The 17,483-nt window shown below is 75.5% G+C and carries 3 protein-coding genes; all 3 read left to right on the forward strand.

The features are described from left to right. Positions 1–72: 72 nt before the first annotated feature. Positions 73–11,931: an amino acid adenylation domain-containing protein gene (locus ACFV6I_RS16270; RefSeq protein ID WP_380425837.1), complete on the forward strand. Its 11,859-nt coding sequence runs from the start codon at positions 73–75 to the stop codon at positions 11,929–11,931. A gap of 11 nt (positions 11,932–11,942) precedes the next feature. Further along, on the forward strand, positions 11,943–16,553 hold the full coding sequence (locus tag ACFV6I_RS16275; protein ID WP_380425819.1) for an amino acid adenylation domain-containing protein: 4,611 nt from the start codon (positions 11,943–11,945) through the stop codon (positions 16,551–16,553). Positions 16,554–16,608: 55 nt separating this feature from the next. Then, positions 16,609–17,483: thioesterase II family protein (locus ACFV6I_RS16280; RefSeq protein WP_380425821.1), on the forward strand; the 875-nt coding region annotated here is incomplete at its 3' end.

The raw sequence follows: 17,483 nt of genomic DNA on the forward strand, positions 1-17,483 counted from the left end.
CGCGCGCCGCCGCGCGAGCTCGCCCCCCCGCCCCGGGCCGCCGGCGCGGCCCGCCCCCACACCCTCGCCCCGCTGCCGGTCAGCTACCGCGACTACTCCCGCTGGCAGCGCGAGCGCTGCACCGAAGACCGCCTGGCCGGGCAACTGGACTACTGGCGCGACGAGTTGGCGGACATCCAGCCGCTGGAGCTGCCCACCGACCGGCCCCGCCCGGCGGTGCGCACCACCGTCGGCGCCCTGCACACCTTCCAGGTCGACGCCGAGGTCGCCGCCGGCCTCGACACGCTCGGCGCCGAACGCGGCACCACGCTCTTCGCCGTGCTCGCCGCCGCCACCCAGGTGCTGCTGGCCCGGCACACCGGCCAGCGCACCGTGGGCCTGGGCACCGTGTCGGTCGGCCGCGACCGCACCGAACTGGAGCCGCTGGTCGGCTTCTTCGTCAACACCCTGGTCCTGCACGGCCGGATCGACCTGGACGAGGCCTTCGGCGACCTGCTGGAGCGCACCACCGACCAGCTCTGGGACGCCCTCAGCAACCAGGACGTCCCCTTCCACCGGCTGGTGGACGAGATCCAGCCCGAGCGCGACCCGAGCCGCACCCCGCTGGTGCAGGCCGCCCTCGTGCTCCAGAACGACCCCGGGGCCCTGCCCGACTTCGGCGGCCCGGCCGTCGAGGAGTTCCGCGCGCCCTCGGTGTCCTCCATCTTCGACCTGACGCTGGAGTTCACCCCGGCCGCCGACGGCACGCTGGGCGGGACGGTCGAGTACAACACCGACCTGTTCGACGCCTCGACCGTCGACGCGCTCTGCACCCGGCTGCTGCTCCTGCTGGCGGGCGTCGCCGCCGACGCCGACCGCCCGGTCGGCGACCTGCCGCTGCTCACCGCCGCCGAACTCGACACCGTCACCCGCGACTGGGCCGAGAACCGGGTGCCCTACCCGGCCGACCGGACCGTCCACTCGCTGGTCGCCGAGCAGGCCGCGGCCACCCCCGACGCCATCGCCGTCACCGCCGCCGAAGGTGAGCTGACCTATCGTCAACTCGACGAGCAGGCCGACCGGTTGGCCCGGCTGCTGCTCGACCACGGCGCCCGCCCCGGCCAGCACGTCGCGGTCTGCCTGCCCCGCGGCACCGGCCTGGTCGTCGCCCTGCTGGCCGTGCTCAAGGCCGGCTGCACCTACGTGCCGTTGGACCCGGACTACCCGGCCGACCGGCTGGAGTTCATGCTCGCGGACACCGGGGCCGCGCTCTGCGTCACCGACCGGGAGCTGCTCGAACGGCTGCCCGACCTGGCCGTCCCGGCCCTGCTGCCTGCCGAGCGCACCGCCGAGCTGGCCGCCCTCCCGGCCGGGCCGCCGGCCACCGACGCGGGGCCCGAGAGCGCCGCCTACGTCATCTACACCTCCGGCTCCACCGGCCGGCCCAAGGGCGTCGTGGTCGAGCACCGCTCCATCGTCCGGCTGGTCCGCGGCGCCGACTACGCCCCGCTGGCGGCCGACGACGTGGTGGCGCAGGTCGCCGACGCCACCTTCGACGCGGCGACCTTCGAGTTCTGGGGCCCGCTGGTGGCCGGGGCGCGGATCGCCGTCATCACCAAGGACGTCCTGCTCGACCCGCCGGCCTTCGCCGCCGCACTGCGCTCGACCGGCGCCACCGCGATGTTCCTCACCGCCGGCGTCTTCAACCAGGTCGTCGGCCTGGAGCCCACCGCCTTCGGCGGCATGCGCCACCTGCTGGTCGGCGGCGAGGCGCTCAACCCGCGCCGGATCGCCGAACTGCTGGCCGGCGGCGCCCCGCCGCAGCGGCTGGTCAACGGCTACGGCCCGACCGAGACCACCACCTTCGCCGTCTCCCACCTGATCCGCGAGACCGACGGCGTGCGCGCCATCCCGATCGGCCGCCCGATCTCCAACACGGCGGTGTACGTCCTCGACGAGCGCCGCCGCCCCGTCCCGCCCGGCGCGCCCGGCGAGCTCTGGATCGCCGGCCCCGGCGTCGCCCGCGGCTACCTGGGCCGCCCGGAGCTGACCGAGGAGCGCTTCCAGCCCTCGCCGTTCGCGGCGGAGCCCGGCGAGCGGATGTACCGCACCGGGGACGTGGTGCGCTGGGCCGACGGCCTGGTCGAGTACCTCGGCCGCGCCGACACCCAGGTCAAGGTCCGCGGCTACCGGATCGAGCCCGGCGAGGTCGAAGCCGTCCTGGAGGCCCACCCCGCGGTGGCCGAGGCCCTGGTGGTCGCCCTCGCGGACGGCGACCACAAGCGGCTGGTCGGCTACCTGCGCGCCGAGCCCGGCGCCGTCATCGCGCCGCTGGACCTGCGCGCCTTCGCCGAGCAGCGGCTGCCCTCCTACAGCGTCCCGACCGCCTTCGCCACCCTCGACGCCTTCCCGCTCACCCCCAACGGCAAGGTCGACGTCCGGGCCCTGCCGGCGCCGGACGCCCCCCTGGAGCGGGAGGACTACCGGGCCCCCGAGGACCCGGCCGAGCAGGCGCTCGCCGAGGTCTGGTCGGAGGTGCTCGGCATCGGCAAGGTCGGCGCCGACGACAACTTCTTCGAACTCGGCGGCGACTCCATCCTGAGCATCCAGGTGGTCGCCCGGGCCCGCCGGGCCGGACTCGTCATCACCTCGAAGGACATCTTCTCCCGGCAGTCGCTCGCCGACCTCGCCCGCGCCGCCCGCCCGGTGGAGCAGGCCCCGGTCGTCCAGGTCGACGCCGACGACCACGAGCCGGCCCCGCTCGGCCCCGTCCAGGAGTGGTTCTTCGCCCACCACACCCGCGGCGCCCACCACTTCAACCAGTCCGTGCTGATCACCCTGGACGGCGCGGTCGACGAACCCGCGCTGGCCCGCGCCCTGGCCGGCCTGGTCCGCCGGCACGAGGCCCTGCGTACCCGCTTCGCCACCGGCCCCGACGGCCGGCGGGTCCAGACCGTCACCGCGCCGGACGCCGACGCCGTGCCGGCCGAGGCCCGGATCGAGCGGATCACCCTCGACCAGGCCGCCCCCGGCGAGCGCGCCGCCGCCATGCGCACCCTCGCCGAGGCCGCGCAGGCCTCGCTCGACCCGGCCGAAGGGCCGCTGGTGCGCACCCTGCTGTTCGACCACGGCGCCGGCGAGCCCGCGCGGCTGCTGCTCACCGTGCACCACCTGGCCGTGGACGGCGTCTCCTGGCGGATCCTCCTGGAGGACCTGGAGAGCGCCTACCGGCAGGCCGTCCGCGGCGAGGACGTCGACCTCGGCCCGGCCGGCACCTCGTACCGCGGCTGGGCGCGCCGCCTCGCCGCCTTCACCCGGGACGGCGGCCTGGACGACGAACTGGCGCACTGGGCCCGCCCGGTGCCGGCCGGCTCCGCCGACCTGCCCACCGACCGGGAGGGCCGCAACAGCGTCGGCGACACCCGCGCCGTCTCGGCCGGCCTCGACGCCGAGCGCACCCGGCAACTGCTCCAGGACGTGCCCGCCGTCTACCGCACCCAGGTCAACGACGTCCTGCTGACCGCGCTCGGCCGCGCACTCGCCCGCTTCACCGGCCGGGCCCGCACCCTGATCACCCTGGAGGGCCACGGCCGCGAGGAGATCCTCGACGGCACCGACGTCTCCCGGACGGTCGGCTGGTTCACCTCGATCTTCCCGGTGCTGCTGGAGTCCCCGGCCGACCGCCCGCTCGGCCGGCTCATCCGCGACACCAAGGAACTGCTGCGCGCCGTGCCCGGCCGCGGCGCCGGCTACGGCCCGCTGCGCTACCTGCGCGGCGACCAGCCGCAGGCCGCCGCCCTGGCCGCGGCGCCGCAGCCCCAGGTCAGCTTCAACTACCTCGGCCAGTGGAGCGACGCCGCGGCCGGGAGCGAGCTGTTCCGCGCCGTCGAACCCGACTACGGCCTGGACCACCACCCGGACGAGGAGCGGCCGCACCTGCTGGACATCGTCGGCGAGGTCCGGCACGGCGTGCTGACCTTCGACTTCCACTACGCGCCGCAGCGCCACGACCAGGCCACCGTGCAGCGGCTCGCCGACGACTTCGCGGCGGCCCTGACCGAACTCGTCGAGCACTGCCTGGCCCCCGGCGCCGGCGGCGCCACCCCCGGCGACTTCCCGCTGCTCACCCTCGACCAGGCGACCGTCGACCGGCTGGTGCCGGCCGGCTCCGCCGTCGAGGACATCCACCCGCTGACCCCGATGCAGAGCGGGATGCTCTTCCACACCCTCAACCAGGACGGCGTCGGCGCCTACTCCGACCACGTCGCCTTCCGGCTGGAGGGCGTCCGCGACGTCGACGCGCTGGCCGCCGCCTGGCAGCAGGTGGTCGACCGCACCCCCGCGCTGCGCACCCGGCTGGTCTGGGACGGCGTCCCCGAGCCCGTCCAGGTGGTCGAGCGCTCCGCCCGGCTGACGGTGCGCCACCTCGACTGGACCGGCCTGCCCGCCGCCGAACTGGACCGCCGGCTCAAGGCGCTGATCGACGAGGAGCGCGCCACCGGGATCGAGCTGTCCCGGGCGCCGCTGATGCGCCTCGCCCTCGCCCGCGAGGACGAGCGGACCGTCCGCGTCGTGTGGACCTTCCACCACGCCGTCCTGGACGGCTGGAGCACCTCGCACCTGTTCGCCGACCTCTTCGCCGCCTACCAGGCGCTCACCGACGGCAGGGGCAAGGCCCCGGCCCTGCCCGAGCGCCGGCCGTTCCGCGACTACGTCGCCTGGCTGGCCCGGCAGGACAAGGCCGCGGCCGCCGCCCACTGGAGCGCCCTGCTGGGCGACCTGGACGCGCCGACCCAGCTGCCCTTCGGCCGCTCGGTGCCCCAGGGCCACGAGTCCCAGTCCGCCGGGCAGGTCCGGGTGGGCCTGTCCGGCGCCGAGACCGACGCGCTGGTCGCGATGGTCCGCCGCCACCGGCTCACCCTCAACACCGCCGTCCAGGGCGCCTGGGCGATCCTGCTGGCCCGCCACTCCGGGCAGCGCGACGTCTGCTTCGGCACCACCGTGGCCGGCCGCCCGACCGAGCTGCCCGGCGCCGACACCATGGTCGGCAACCTGCTCAACACCCTGCCGCTGCGCACCGAGGTCGACCAGGACGCCCCGCTGGTGGAGTGGCTGGCGGCCCTCCAGGCCGAGCAGGCCGAATCCCGGCGCTTCGAGTACTCCTCGATCGCCGAGATCCAGCGCAGCAGCAAGGTCCCGCGCGGCAGCGCGCTGTTCCAGACCCTGGTGGTGTTCGAGAACTACCCGGGCAACGGGGCCGCCGCCGAACGCCACGGACTGCGCCTCAGCGACGTCCGCGCCGTCGACACCACCAGCTTCACGCTGGACCTCACCGCCTACGACGACGACGGCTCGCTGACCCTGCTGCTCTCCTACGACCCGGCGCTCTACGACCGCGCCCAGGCCGAGGTGCTCGCCGACCAGCTCGCCGTCCTGCTCGGCAGCATGCCCACCGCCCCCGGCCAGCGGGTCGGCGACGTCCCGATGCTGTCGCTGCGCGCCCGCGACCGCGTCCTGTACGAGTGGAACGACACCGGCACCCCGGGCGCCGACGCCTGCCTGCACGAGCTGATCGCCGAGCAGGCGCAGCAGACCCCGGACGCCGAGGCGGTGGTCTTCGAGGAGACCGTGCTGACCTACGCGGAACTGGAGGCCCGGGCCAACCGGCTCGCCCAGCACCTCGTCGGCCAGGGCATCGGCCCGGAGACCGTCGTCGCGATCTGCCTGGACCGCGGCCCGGACACCGTCGTCGCCGCCCTCGGCGTCCTCAAGGCCGGCGCCGCCTACCTGCCGCTGGACCCCACCCACCCCGCCGAGCGGCTGCGCCTGGTGCTGGACGACAGCGCCGCCGCGATGCTCGTCACCCAGCGGGACCTCGCCGAGCGGCTCCCGCTGTGCGACGCGACCGTGCTCTGCCTGGACGCCGACCGCGAGGAGATCGACAGCTGGCCCGCCGAGGCGCCCAGCACCGAGGTGACCCCGGACAACCTCGCCTACGTCATCTACACCTCCGGCTCCACCGGCAAGCCCAAGGGCGTCACGGTCGAGCACCGCAGCGTCGCCCGGGCCGCCGCGGCCTGGCGCGAGGCCTACCGGCTCGACCGCGGCCCCGTCCGCCAGCTCAACCTCGCCAGCATGGCCTTCGACGTCTTCGTCTCCGACCTGACGCACGCGCTGACCACCGGCGGCGCCCTGGTGCTCTGCCCGAAGGACGCCACCACCGACCCGGTGCACCTGCTCGACCTGATGGAGCGCCAGCGCGTCACCCACGTCGAGACGGTGCCCTCGCTGGCCAACGCGCTGGCCGACGAGGCCGCCCGCACCGGCCGGGCCTTCCCGCCGCTGCGCTACCTGGCCGTCGGCTCGGACAACTGGCGCACCGACGACTGCCGGCGGCTGCTGAAGAGCGTCGCCCCCGGCACCGTCGTGCTCAACTCCTACGGCGTCACCGAGGCCACCGTCGAGTCCTCGTACTTCACCGTCACCCCGCAGAGCCTGCCGGACGTCGCGTCCGTGCCGATCGGCCGGCCCATCCCGGGCACCCGGATGTACGTCCTGGACGCGGACCTGGAGCCGCTGCCGGTCGGCGTCGTCGGCGAGCTCTTCCTCGGCGGCAGCGGCGTCACCCGGGGCTACCTGGGCCGCCCCGACCTCACCGAGGAGCGCTTCTCCGCCGACCCGTTCACGCCCCACCCCGACGGCCGGCTCTACCGCACCGGCGACCAGGCCCGCTTCCTGCCCACCGGCGACGTCGAGTTCCTCGGCCGCGGCGACGACCAGGTCAAGATCCGCGGGTTCCGGGTGGAACTCGCCGAGATCGAGGCCGTCCTGCGCCGCCACCCCGACGTCCTGGAGGCCGTCGCGGCGCTGCGCTCCGAGCCGGGCGCCGTCCTGACCGGGTACGTCGTGCCCCGGCCCGGCACCGCACCGGAGAGCGCCGAGCTGCGCCGCTACCTGGAGGGCTCGCTGCCCCGCCACATGGTGCCGCAGGCCTTCGTCCGGCTCGACCGGCTGCCGCTGAACGCCAACGGCAAGGTGGACCGGCGGGCGCTGCCGGCCGCGGCCGCCGACGACCGCCCGGCCACCACCAGGACGGCCCCCCGCAACCCCGCCGAGCAGGCGCTCGCCGGGCTCTGGGCGGAGGTCTTCCGGGTGCCCGAGGTCGGCGTCGACGACAACTTCTTCGACCTGGGCGGTGACTCGATCCTGAGCATCCAGGTCGTCTCCCGGGCGCGGCAGTTGGGACTGCGCCTCAGCTCGCAGGACATCTTCAGCCACCAGACCATCGCCGGGATCGCCGCCGCGATCTCGACCCACGAACCCGAGGAGCCGGCCGGCGTGAACACCGAACCCGTCACCGGAAGGGCGCCGCTGACCCCGATCCAGCGCGCCTTCTTCCAACACCACACCGAGGCCCCCCAGCACAGCACCATGTCCGTGCTGGCCGAGCTGCGCGAACTCCCCGACGAGGCGCACCTGCGCACCGCGCTCGACGCGCTCCTCACCCACCACGACGCCCTGCGCACCCGCTTCCGCACCGTCTACGGCCGCTGGCAGCAGGAGATCGCCGCCCCCGGCGACGGCTGGCCGCTGGAGCGGCTGGACCTCACCCTGGAGGCCGACCCGGAGGGCGCGCTGCTGGCCGCCGCGACCGCCGCCCAGTCCGGCTTCGACCTGGCCGAGGGCCCGCTGGTGCGGGCCGTGCTGGCCGACCTCGGCGGCACCGCCGGCGCCCGGCTCTTCCTCACCGCCCACCACCTGGTGGTCGACGCGGTCTCCTGGCAGACCCTGCTCGGCGACCTGGAGACGGCCTACCGGCAGGCCGCCGAGGGCCGGCCGGTCGACCTCGGCTCGCGCGGCACCTCCTTCCTCGACTGGTCCCGCCGGCTCTCCGAGCACACCGCGGTCGGCGGCTTCGACGAGGAGCTGGACCACTGGTTCGCGGCCGGCCGCGCCGGCGGCGAGCCGCTGCCCGCCGACCTCACCGGCACCCCGACCGTCGCCACCGCCGCCGCCGTCCGGGTCGGCCTGGACGCGGAGAGCACCGACGCGCTGCTGCGCGAGGTCCCCGCGGTCTACCGCACCCAGGTCAACGACGTCCTGCTGACCGCGCTCGCCCGGGTGCTCGCCGACTGGACCGGCCGCTCCGCCGTCCTGGTGGACCTGGAGGGCCACGGCCGCGAGGAGATCTTCGACGACGTCGACCTGAGCCGCACCACCGGCTGGTTCACCACCTCCTTCCCGGTCGCCCTGGACACCGCCGACGGCGCCGACTGGGGCGCCCGGCTCCGCTCCGTCAAGGAGCAGCTGCGGGCCGTCCCGCAGCGCGGCATCGGCTACGGCGCGCTGCGCCACCTCAGCCCGGCCGGGGCGCCCGGGGAGCTGCTCGCCGAAGGCCCTCGCGCCCAGGTCGGCTTCAACTACCTCGGCCGGGTCGTCGACGGCCACGACGGCGGCCTGCTGCACGACGTGCGGCTCGGCTACGGCACCGAGCAGGCGCCCGGGGAACTGCTGGAGTACCCGCTCGACATCGTGGCGTACGTGCGCGACGGCAAGCTCGGCTTCGAGCTGTTCCACTCCACCGCGACCCACACCACCGAGACCGTCCAGCGGGTCGGCGACCAGCTCGTCGAGGCCCTGCGCGGGATCGTCGCGCACTGCCGCGAGGCCGGCGCCGCCGCCTCCGGGGCCACCCCCTCGGACTTCCCGCTCGCCCGGGTCGACCAGCCGCTGCTGGACGAACTGACCGCCCTGGGCCGGATCGCCGACCTCTACCCGGCCACGCCGATGCAGCACGGCCTGCTGTTCCACAGCCTCACCGAGGAGGGCGAGGGCGTCTACCTCGGCCAGCTGTCCTTCCTGCTGGAGGGCGGCGTGGACGCGGACGCCTTCGCCGAGGCCTGGCAGCGCCTCGCCGACCGGACCCCGATGCTGCGCACCGGCTTCGCCCGGGTCGACACCGACCAGCCGCTCCAGGTGGTCCGCGAGCACGTCACCGTGCCCGTCGAGCGGCTGGACTGGAGCGCCCTGCCGGCGGCCGAGCGCGAGCAGCGGTTCGCCGCCTACCTCGCCGAGGACCGCACCCGCGGCATCGACCTGGCCGTGGCGCCGCTGATGCGCCTGGCCCTGATCGACGAGCCGGACGGCGCCCTGCGGGTCGTCTGGACCTCGCACCACCTGCTGCTGGACGGCTGGAGCAGCGCCGAACTGGTCTCCGAGGTGGTCGACGACTACCTCCGGCTCACCGGCCACGACCGGCCCGGCCCGGCCGCCCGCCGCCCGTTCCGCGACTACGTCGCCTGGCTCGGCGAGCAGGACCTGGCCGACGCCGAGCGCTACTGGCGCGAGCTGCTCGACGGCTTCACCGCCCCGACCGCCCTGCCGGCCGACCGGGCCGGCGAGGAGGCGGCCCGCCAGGGCAGCGAGGCGACCAGCGTCTTCCAGCTGGAGCCCGAGGTCACCGAGCGGCTCGCCGAGGTCGCCCGGCGCCACCGGCTCACCACCAACACGCTCGCCCAGGGCGCCTGGGCGCTGACGCTCTCGCGCTACGCGGGGGAGCGGGAGGTCTGCTTCGGCTCGGCCGTCTCCGGCCGCCCCGCCGACCTGCCCGACGTCGAGTCGATGATCGGCCTGTTCATCAACAACCTGCCGGTGCGGGTCGAGGTCCGCCCCGAACAGCCCGTCCTCGACTGGCTGGGCGACCTCCAGCGCGACCAGGTCCAGGCCCGCAGCTACGAGTACGTCTCGCTGGCGCAGATCCGCGGCTGGACCGGGCTGCCCGCCGGGGTCGACCTGTTCGACAGCTACGTGGTCGTCGAGAACTACCCCTTCGACGGCGAGCTGGGCTCCGACCAGGGCATCCGGATCCGTGACGTGCGCTCCCAGGAGCCCACCAGCTACGCCATGGTGCTCGCGGTCTTCGCCGGCGAGCAGCTCTCCTTCCGGCTCGCCTACGACCCCGGGCTCTTCGACGCCGACACCGCCGACCGCGTCACCGGCGACCTGCGCGCCCTGCTGGAGGAGATCGCGGCCGAGCCCGAGCGCACCCTCGCCGAGCTGCGCGCGCTGGCCCCCGCCCACCGGGAGCGGCTGCTCACCGGCCACAACGAGACCGCCACCGCGCTCACCACCGACGCCCTGGTGCCCGAGCGGTTCGCCCGCCAGGCCGCCGCCACCCCGCAGGCCGTCGCCCTGGTCCACGGCGGCGAGCGGATCACCTTCGCCGAGCTGGACGAGCGGGCCAACCGGCTCGCCCACCACCTCGCCGACCGGGGCGTCGGCCCCGAGGTGCCGGTCGCGGTCTGCCTGCGGCGCGGCCCCGGCCTGATCACCGCGCTGCTCGCGGTGCTCAAGGCGGGCGGCGTCTACACCCCGCTGGACCCGGCCGCCCCGGCCGAGCGCCTGCGGCTGCTGGTCGAGGACGTCAAGCCCCGGGTGGTGATCGCCGACGAGGCCGCGAGCACCACGCTGGCGCTGCCCGCCGACGTCGCCCTGGTCGTCCCGGAGCGCGAGCGGGACGCGATCGCGGCCCGGCCCGCCACCGCCCCCGACCCGGACCTCGCCCCGGAGCACGCCGCCTACGTCATCCACACCTCCGGCTCCACCGGCAAGCCCAAGGGCGTGCTGGTCGAGCACGGCAGCCTGGCGAACCTGCTCGACAGCCACCTGCGGACCGTCTTCGAGCCGCTGCGCGAGGCCTGCGGCGACCGGCAGGTCCGGGTCGCCCACCTGGCGCCCGCGTCCTTCGACGCCTCCTGGAACCCGGTGCTGTGGATGGTCGCCGGCCACGAACTGCACCTGGTCGACGACGAGGTGCGGCGCGACGCGCACGCCCTGGTCGCCTACCGCGCCGAGCAGCGGATCGACTTCCTGCAGACCACCCCGTCCTGGTTCCGCCAGCTCGACGACGCCGGACTGCTCGCCCCCGGCAGCCACCCGCTGCGCGGCGCGGCGCTCGGCGGCGAGGCGATCGGCCAGGCCCAGTGGGACCGGCTGCGCGCCCAGTCCGACCTGATCGCCTACAACTTCTACGGGCCCACCGAGGCCACCGTGGACGCGCTGGTCTGCCGGGTCGCCGACAGCCCCCGGCCCGTCCTCGGCCTGCCCGTCCAGAACGTCCGGGCCTACGTCCTGGACCCGGAGCGCAACCTCGCCCCGGTCGGCGCGCCCGGCGAGCTGTACCTGGCCGGCGACGGCCTCGCCCGCGGCTACCTGGGCCGCCCCGACCTGACCGAACAGGCCTTCCTGGCCGCGCCGTTCGACCCCAAGGAGCGGCTGTACCGCACCGGCGACCGGGTCCGCCGGCTGTCCGACGGCCGGCTGGAGTTCCTCGGCCGGCTCGACGACCAGGTCAAGCTGCGCGGCTACCGGATCGAGCCGGGCGAGATCACCGCGGCCCTGGACGCCCACCCGGGCGTCGCCGAGTCCGTCGTCCTGGTCCGCGGCGAGGCCGAGCACGCCCGCCTGGTCGCCTACCTGCGGCCGGCCGCTGGCGGCGTCCCCGGCGCCGCCGAGCTCACCGGCTACCTCGCCGAGCGGCTCCCGGCCCACCTGGTGCCGGCCGCCTTCACCGAGGTGGAGTCCTTCCCGCTCACCCGGCACGGCAAGATCGACCGGGCCGCGCTGCCCGACCCCGCCGAGACGGCCGTCGAGGCCGCCGAGGAGTGGGTGGAGCCGCGCGACGAGACCGAGAAGCTGATCGCCGGGATCTGGTCCGAGACCCTGCACGTGGAGCGGGTCGGCGCGCACGACAGCTTCTTCGCCCTCGGCGGGCAGTCCCTGACCAGCGTGCAGGCGATCACCAGGATCAAGCAGACCTTCGGCATCCGGATCGCCTTCCGCAGCCTCCTGGAGAACCCCACCGTGGCGGGGGTCGCGCGACTCGTCGAGGACGCGCTGCTGGAGGAACTGGAGCGAGAGGCCGCGCGCCAGTCGGCGCCGGCGGCGGAGTAGGGGCAACCGACATGAGTGAAACCCAGACGTCCACGTCCCGCGAGGACCGCATAGCGGCCCTGCCCGAGCACCTGCGGGCCCTGCTGCGGGACCGCCTGGCGGGCACCGAGACGCCCGCCCCCGAGGCCGCCGCGAGCACCGCGCTGCGCCCCGCCGACCGCGACCGCCCGCTGCCGATGTCCTTCGCCCAGCAGCGGATGTGGTTCCTGTACGAGTTCGACCCGGAGTCGGTCGGCTACAACTCCTCCTTCGCGCTGCGGCTGCGCGGCGACCTCGACCGCGCCGCGCTGCAGGGCGCGCTGGCCGCCGTCGTCGACCGGCACGAGGCGCTGCGCACCACCTACGACCAGGTGGACGGCGTCCCGGTGCAGGTCCCGCACCCGAGCGTGGACATCCCGCTGCCGGTCGTGGAGGCCGGCGGCGGGACGCCCGAGGAGCGGGAGGAGGAACTGCTGCGACTGGTCCGCGAGGAGGCCGGCCGGCCCTTCGACCTGCGCACCGGCCCGGTGCTGCGGACCCTCCTCGTCCGGCTCTCCGACCGCGAGCACGTGCTCGTCCTGAGCATCCACCACATCGCGCACGACGGCTGGTCGCTGTCGATCGTCACCCGCGAGCTGGGCCAGTACTACGCGGCCGCGCTCCAGGGGCGCGAACCCGACCTGCCCGCGACGGGGCCGCAGTACGCGGACTACTCGGTGTGGCAGCGCGAGCGGGCCTCCGGCGGGCGGCTCGACGAGCAGCTCGACTACTGGCGCGAGCAGCTCGACGGCGTCCCCGTGCTGGAGCTGCCGACCGACCGGCAGCGCCCCGCCGTGCCCACCGGGGCGGGCGCCTTCCACGAGTTCAGCGTCCCGGCGGAGACCGTCGCCGGGCTGCGCGAGCTCACCGAGTCCGCCGCGGCGACGCTGTTCATGACGCTCACCGCGGCCACCCAGCTGCTGCTGGCCCGGCTCTCCCGGCAGGAGGACGTCGCGATCGGCACCCCGGTGGCCGGCCGCGACGAGCCCGAACTCGCCGACCTGGTCGGCCTGTTCCTCAACACCCTGGTGCTGCGCGCCCGGACCGAGCCGGGCCTGGGCTTCCGGGACTTCCTGGGCCAGGTCCGCGACACCGTGCTGGCCGGCTTCGACCACGCGGAGGTCCCGTTCGAGCGGGTGGTGGACGCCGTCCAGCCCGAGCGCGACCCCAGCCGGATGCCGCTCGCCCAGGTGCTCATCGTCCTGCAGAACGCCCCCGAGGCGACCCTCGACCTGCCCGGGCTGACCATGGAGCAGCTCGCCCTGCCGCAGGCGAGCACCGGCTTCGACCTCGTGGTGGCCTTCGAGGAGCGCCCCGACGGCAGCCTCTGGTCCGCCCTGGAGTACAGCACCGACCTGTACGACGAGGCCACGGTGCGCCGCTTCGCCGGCCACCTGACCACCCTGCTCGGCTCGATCGCCGCCGACCCCGACCAGGAGCTGGGCCGGCTCGACCTGCTCGACCCGAAGCAGCACAACCGGCTCACCGTGGACTGGGCCCGCAACCCGGTGGCCTTCCCCGAACAGGACCCGGTGCACCTGCTGGTGGCCAAGCGGGCCGCCGAACGCCCCGACGGCCTCGCGGTGGTGCGCGGCGACGAGCGCCTCAGCTACGCCGAACTCGACCGCCGGGCCGGGCTGTTGGCCGAGCTGCTGCGCTCCCGCGGCACCCGCCCCGGCGACGTCGTCGGCGTGTGCTGCGAGCGCGGCCCCGACCAGGTGGCCGCCACCCTCGCGGTGCTCAAGGCGGGCGCCGCCTTCCTGCCGCTGAACCCGCGCTTCCCGGCCGCCCGCCGGGAGCTGATGCTGGCCGAGACCGGCGCCGGGTTCGTCTTCACCGAACGCGCGCTGGCCGCCGACGCGGGCGAGTCCGCCGCCGAGCCGCTGATCCTGGAGGACCTGCGCCCGCAGCTCGACGCGCACACCGGACCGGTGCCCGAGGGCGACCGGGTGGGGCCGGACGCGCTCGCCTACATCGTCTACACCTCCGGCTCCACCGGGACGCCCAAGGGCGTGCTGCTGGGCCACGGCGGCCTGACCAACGTCGTCAACGCCTCCCGGCTGATCGTCGGCACCGGCCCCGAGAACACGGTGACCCAGCTCTCCTCGCCCAGCTTCGACGGCGCGGTCTGGGAGACCTTCCTCGCCCTCGTCTCCGGCGCGGCGCTCGCCCTCCCGGCGAACGAGTCCGAGGCGCTGGGCAGCGAGCAGCTGCGCGCCATGGCGGGAGGCCGGCCCACCGTCCTCGCGCTGCCGCCCGCGGCCCTCGCGGCGGTCGAGCCCGAGGCGCTGCCCGCCGGCTCGGTGGTGCTCGCCGTCGGCGACCGCTGCCCGGTCGGCCTGGCCCGCAAGTGGTCGCGGGTGCACCGTTTCATCAACGGCTACGGCCCGACCGAGAACACCGTCGGCGCCACCATGTTCGAGGTCCAGGACGAGGAGGCCGGCAGCCGGCTGTCGATCGGCCGGCCGCTGCCCAACACCGAGGTCTACCTGCTGGACCCGCACGGCAACCCGGTGCCGCCCGCCGTCACCGGCGAGATCCACCTCGGCGGCCGCGGCGTCGCCCAGGGCTACCTGGGCCGCCCGGAGCTGACCGAGCAGCGGTTCGTCCCGCACCCCTTCGCGGACGACCCCGGGGCCCGGCTCTACCGCACCGGCGACCTCGGCGCCTGGCTGCCCGACGGGCGGATCGACTTCCGCGGCCGGGCCGACGACCAGGTCAAGATCCGCGGCTTCCGGGTCGAGCCCGGCGAGATCGAGTCGGCCATGCAGCGCCACCCCGCGGTCGACCAGGCCGCCGTGGTGGTCCGCGAGAGCGACCGCGGCAAGCAGCTCGTCGGCTACCTGGTCGCCGCGCCCGGCCGCGAGCGGGGCGAGGCGGTCCGCGAGGTCCGCGAGGCCCTGACCGAGGAACTGCCCGCCTTCATGGTGCCGGCCGCGCTGATCCCGATGGACGCGATGCCGCTCACCACCAACGGCAAGGTCGACCGGGACGCCCTGCCGGACGCCCGGGAGGCCCTGACCAGGGTCTCCATCCCGCCGAACGGCCCGGTGGAGACCGTGCTGGCCGAGGTGTTCCGCTCGGTGCTGGGCATCGAGGACGTCGGCGCCGAGGACGACTTCTTCCTGCTCGGCGGCGACTCCATCCTCTCCACCCAGGTGGTCGCCCGGGCCCGCCAGGAGGGCCTGCACTTCACCGCCCGGGACCTCTTCCAGCACAAGACCGTCGCCGCGCTCGCCAAGGCCGCCGGGACGGGGGAGAGCGGGCCGGCCGAGGAGGACCCGTACGCCACCGGGCCCGTGCCGCTGACCGCCGTGCAGCAGTGGTTCTTCGAGCACCACACCGTCAACCCGGGCCACTTCAACCAGTCGCTGCTGTTCGAACTCGTCCCGGGCACCGACACCGAGGCCCTGCGCGCCGCCCTGGCCGCGCTGGTCGGGCAGCACGACATGCTGCGCGCCCGCTACACCCGCGACGCCGAGGGCACCTGGTCCCAGGAGGTGGCGGCCGAGGCCGACGGCTGCTGGGACTTCCAGCGGCTCGACCTCGCCGGGGCGCCGGACGCCGAGGAGCGCGCCACCGAGGCGTTCCGGCAGGCCCAGAGCGGCCTGCGGCTGGCCGACGGGCCGCTGCTGCGCGCCGTCCTGGCCGACCTGGGGCCGGACCGCCCGGCCCGGCTGTTCCTCACCGCGCACCACCTGGTGGTCGACGGCGTCTCCTGGCGCATCCTGCTCGACGACCTGCGCTCCGCCTACGCCGACCTGGCGGCCGGCCGCCCCGCCAGGCCCGCCCCGCGTTCCACCTCCTTCGGCCAGTGGTCCCGCCGACTGCGCGAGCACGCCCTGACCGGCGGCTTCGACGACGAGCTGGCGCACTGGCGGTCGCTGTCCGAGCCCGCCGGGGAGCCCCTGGACACCGGCCTGTTCGGCGACCGCCGCACCGCGCGGCACACCCTGACCGGGGACGAGACGGAGGCACTGCTGCGCCGGGTGCCCGGCGTGCTGCGCGCGCAGGTCCACGAGGTGCTGCTGACCGCCCTCGCCCAGGCGCTCGCCGCCCAGGGCCACGCCGGCGACGGCGGCACCGTGATCGACCTGGAGGGGCACGGCCGCGAGGAGATCCTGGACGGCGTCGACCTGTCCCGCACCGTCGGCTGGTTCACCACGATCTACCCGGTGCTGCTCGACGTGCCCGCGGAGCTGGCGCCGACCGCCGCCGTACGGGTGGCCAAGCGCCGGCTGCGGGCCGTCCCGCGCCGCGGCATCGGCCACGGCGTCCTGCGGCTGGCGGCGGCCGCCGAGGCCCGGGAGGACCTGCTGGTCCCCGCGCCCAGGGCCCGGATCGGCTTCAACTACCTCGGCCAGTGGGACAACCAGCTGCCCGAGGGGGACCGGCTGATCCTGCGCCACCTGGACCACGGCGGCGGCGACCACGAGCCGGGCGAGACCCGCACCTACGAGCTGGACGTCGCCGCCGCGGTCGAGGGCGGCCGGATGGAGCTGTCCTGCGTGTACGCGGGCGGCCGGTTCGACGAGGCGGCGGCCACCGCCCTGCTCCAGCGCATGCACGAGGCCCTGCGCGAGATCGTCCGGGCCTGCGGATGACCGGCCGGGCCGGTACGGACACGGCCCCGCGGGGCCGACGGAAGGAAGTGACCGTTTGAACGACGACCAACCCTGGCTGGTGATCCCCCGGCCGCGCCCGGAGGCGACCCGGCGGCTGGTCTGCCTGCCGCACGCCGGCGGCAGCGCGGGCTTCTACCGGCCCTGGGCCAACCACCTCTCGGCGGCCGTCGAACTCCAGCTCGTCCAGTACCCGGGGCGGGAGGAGCGGATCGAGGACCCCTTCGTCCAGGACGCCGCGACCCTGGTGGCCCAGCTGACGCAGGCGCTGCTGGAGACCGACCGCCCCGGTGTCGAGACGGTCGTCTTCGGCCACAGCATGGGCGCGCTGCTCGCGTACGAGACCGTGCAGTCCCTGCACGCGCAGGGCCTGCCGGTGGCCCGGCTGGTGCTTTCCGGCTACCCGCCGCCGCAGGCGCCGGCCGGCTCCGGCGACGGACCGGCCGGGCGGGCGCCGGCCCTGCCCCGCGGCGACGACGAGCTCCTCGCCACGGTCGCGGGCCACGGCGGGACCCAGATGTCGATCTTCGACGACCCGGACATCCGGGAGATGGTGCTGCCGATCCTGCGCAACGACTACCTGCTGATCGACTCCTACCGGCCCACCGCGCTGCGCCCGGTGGACTGCGGGGTCGTGGTGCTCACCGGGGACTCCGACGTCACGGTGAGCGTCGAGCGGGCCCGCGGCTGGGAGGCGCTGGCCGGCAAGGAGTTCGCGTTCCACGTGCTGCCCGGCGGGCACTTCTACCTGACCGCGCAGCGGGCCCGGGTCATCTCGCTGCTGCACGACTACCTGCTGGACGGGGGGGGGTGGGGGGCGGCCGGGGGGGGGGCCGCCAGTGCGCGCCCCCCCCGGATACTCGCCGCGTGGCGGGCGGGCGGGGGTCAGGGCCGCCCCCCGGCCGCCCGGAG

Source organism: Kitasatospora sp. NPDC059803 (assembly GCF_042732255.1).
Lineage (GTDB): Bacteria > Actinomycetota > Actinomycetes > Streptomycetales > Streptomycetaceae > Kitasatospora.

What these genes read in the sequence shown, in the direction of transcription:
- ACFV6I_RS16275 (WP_380425819.1), top strand. Translation starts at nt 11,943, where the DNA reads ATGAGTGAAACCCAGACGTCCACGTCCCGCGAGGACCGCATAGCGGCC.